Consider the following 3023-nt stretch of genomic DNA (forward strand, 5'->3'; position numbering starts at 1 on the left):
TCACTGGTGGATTCAATTTGGAGTTTAATCGTAACTAATTACCCGGACATGATATCATATTAAGTTCGGGTAATAACAGTCATTAGTCACTTGTCCTTTGTAATCACAAATGACTAATGACTAATGACCAAGGACAACCATAACAAAAATTTTCACAATCTCATTTAGGATTGCTATAGCAATTTTTGAGTTATCGAGTACTATAAATCAGTTAATGTAAGAGTGAATGTAGTCCATCCATTGCCACTTTCTATTTGAATGTTTCCTTGCAATTGTTCGACTAATTTCTGTACTATAGATAAACCTAATCCCGAACCACCTTGATTCCAGATATCTGCATTGGGAAGACGATAAAATTTATCAAATATCCGTGGTAACTCTGCTACCGGAATTTCTGCTGAATTACTGACAGTAATAATAGTTTTTGCAGGTGCTTCCGAGGAATTGTGACTTACACTCAAGACAATTTCACCACCTGCAGGTGTGTATTTACAGGCATTATTAAGCAATTCTACTATGATGCGTTCCAAGCTAATGCCATCTGAGAATAGCGGCGGGAGATTTGCAGGGAAATTAGGCTGTAGAGTTTGCTGATGTTCTTGAACGCGGATTTGAAACGGCTCAATAACCCAAAGTAACCACTGTTGTAAGAGTAACGTATCAGGTGTAATAACTGGATAGGATGAGCTTTCTAGCCGTTGTAAGTCTAGTAGATCGTTGATTAATTCTAGTTCGCGATCGCACTCGCTTTCCATTAATCTGAGATAGCGTTGAGCATCCTCAGTACTATTCGATAATTGTATCATTTGAATCATCATCTTGATACTACTCAGAGGCGATCGCAGTTCGTGAGAAACTAAGTTCAAAAAGTCATTTTTGAGTTGATTTACCTCTTCCCATTGCACCACAAGTTGTTCTTGCTCAATTTGCTTTTGACGCGCCTCAATTGCTCGTTTGCGCTCAGTAATATCTCGAAACACTAATACAGCGCCTGTAATCTTATCTTTGTCATCTTTAATCGGTGCAGCGCTGTCGTCAATTGGTATTTCTGCACCATCTTTAGTAATCAAAATTGTTTCTGCGGGAAGATTAACGATCGTACCATCTTGAAGAACTTTTATAATCGGACTTTCAATAGGGTTATGAGTTTTGCCATTAGCAATATTAAATACTTCTGAGGAATTTCTACCACAAGCTTCTGACTGTTTCCATCCAGTCAGATTTTCCGCAACCGGATTCATAAAAGTAATTAAATCTTCTAAGTCGCTAGCAATCACACCATCGCTGATACTTTTTAAAAGTGCATCCAGCCATTTTTTATTAACTTTTAATTGCTTTTCTAAACTATGTTTAGTCAAACTTATTTCAATATTTGTTTGTAATTCTCTTTCTTTAAAAGGTTTCAGTAGGTAGGCAAACGGCTCAGTTATCTTAGCTCGTTCCAATGTGTTCTCATCTGCATAAGCAGTCAAATAAATTACTGGAATATCCAAACGCTTATAGATTTCTTCAGCAGCTTGTATCCCGTCCATTGACCCTTTAAGCTTGATATCCATCAGGACTAAATCTGGAGATATTTCTCTTGCTATATTAATCGCTTCTTCTCCTGAAGAAGCAATAGCAGGAACTGTATAACCAAATTTATTAAGCCGATATTGTAAGTCTTTCGCAACAATAGCTTCATCTTCCACAACTAAAATTTTTGCCTTTGTCATTTTTTATTAATTGTGTATTTATGGTAAAGGAAATGTCACCTGAAACTCTACTCCAGTAGAGCCTGTAATATTGATATTTCCTGCTAACTGATGGGTTAAGGCATCTACCAACTCCCATCCTAATGATGCGATTTTTTTAAAATCAAAGTTTGGTGGTAAGCCAATACCGTTATCACTAACTATCAGTGTTAAATTATTATTAATTATTCTCTTAATTTCAATATTGATTGCACCATTACTGCCTTTGGTAAATGCATATTTTAAAGAATTAGATACAAGTTCATGAATAATTAAGCTACAAGGAATTGCTGTATCTAAACGGAGAAAAATACAATCTTCGGTATTGATTGTCAAAGCGATCGCATCTTCATTGACTTCATAAGCAGTAAATAAACTGGCTATCAAATCTCTAATATATTCACCAAAATTAATCTTTGCTAAGTCTTGAGATTGATACAATTTTTCGTGAACGAGAGCCATTGATGCAATCCGCTGCTGGCTTTGTTGAAATATTACCAAATCTTCTTGGTCTTTGATATAAGCAGATTGCAGGTTTAGCAGACTAGAAATAACCTGTAAATTATTTTTGACTCGATGGTAAATTTCTTTTAATAACACCTCTTTTTCTAATAGTGATGCTTTAATTTGCTCCTCCCACTGCTTGCGTTCGCGCTGCGCGGCAAGGCGAACGCTAATGTCTTCGACCACAGAAATAAAATATTTTGGCTCCCCACTAGATTCGCGCATTAAAGACACAGTGAGATTAACCCAAATTATGGAATTATCTTTGCGGAAATAGCGCTTTTCCATCGAGTAAGTTTGAATATTATCTGCTAAAATCTGCTTAACATATTTCAGATCAGTGTTGAGATCATCTGGGTGAGTAATATCTTGGAAAGTTAACAACTGTAGTTCTTCGAGTGTGTAACCGAGAATATCGCAAAGCTTCTGATTAACTAACAACCAGCTTCCATCGATTGCGACATGGGCAATGCCAACAGCAGCTTGATGGAATGCGGCACGAAATCGCTGTTCGCTCTCTCGCAATGCTTCTTCTATTCGCTGGCGTTCAGTAATTTCTGTCTGTAATGATTCGTTGATTTTTGTTAACTCTGCTGTCCTTTCTTCAACCATGCTTTCTAGTTGGTTAAGTAAGCTATTTAATGTCTCCTCTGCTTGCTTGCGATCGGTAATGTCAGTATGCGATCCTGCCATTCGTACTACATTACCATCTTCATCCCACAGTGCTTGCCCCCTGACTATCTAATTAGTATTTAAGAGCTTGAGACTCAAGCACAGCGAGAAGTT

General features: G+C 37.1%; 2 protein-coding genes. Both read right to left on the reverse strand.

Annotation, left to right across the window (positions count from 1 at the left end; genetic code table 11):
• Positions 1-200 precede the first annotated feature (200 nt).
• On the reverse strand, positions 201-1715 hold the full coding sequence (locus HWQ58_RS19325) for an ATP-binding protein (protein ID WP_292866019.1): 1515 nt from the start codon (positions 1713-1715) through the stop codon (positions 201-203).
• 18 nt (positions 1716-1733) lie between these two features.
• Complete coding sequence (locus tag HWQ58_RS19330; RefSeq protein WP_292866022.1) at positions 1734-2930, reverse strand: PAS domain S-box protein; 1197 nt, start codon at positions 2928-2930, stop codon at positions 1734-1736.
• Positions 2931-3023: the final 93 nt, after the last annotated feature.

Source organism: Nostoc sp. LPT, from assembly GCF_017115165.1.
Classification (GTDB): domain Bacteria; phylum Cyanobacteriota; class Cyanobacteriia; order Cyanobacteriales; family Nostocaceae; genus Nostoc.

Bases quoted from the DNA above. Each gene is read 5' to 3' on its own strand.
- HWQ58_RS19330 (WP_292866022.1), bottom strand. From the start codon at position 2,930: ATGGCAGGATCGCATACTGACATTACCGATCGCAAGCAAGCAGAGGAG.
- HWQ58_RS19325 (WP_292866019.1), bottom strand. From the start codon at position 1,715: ATGACAAAGGCAAAAATTTTAGTTGTGGAAGATGAAGCTATTGTTGCG.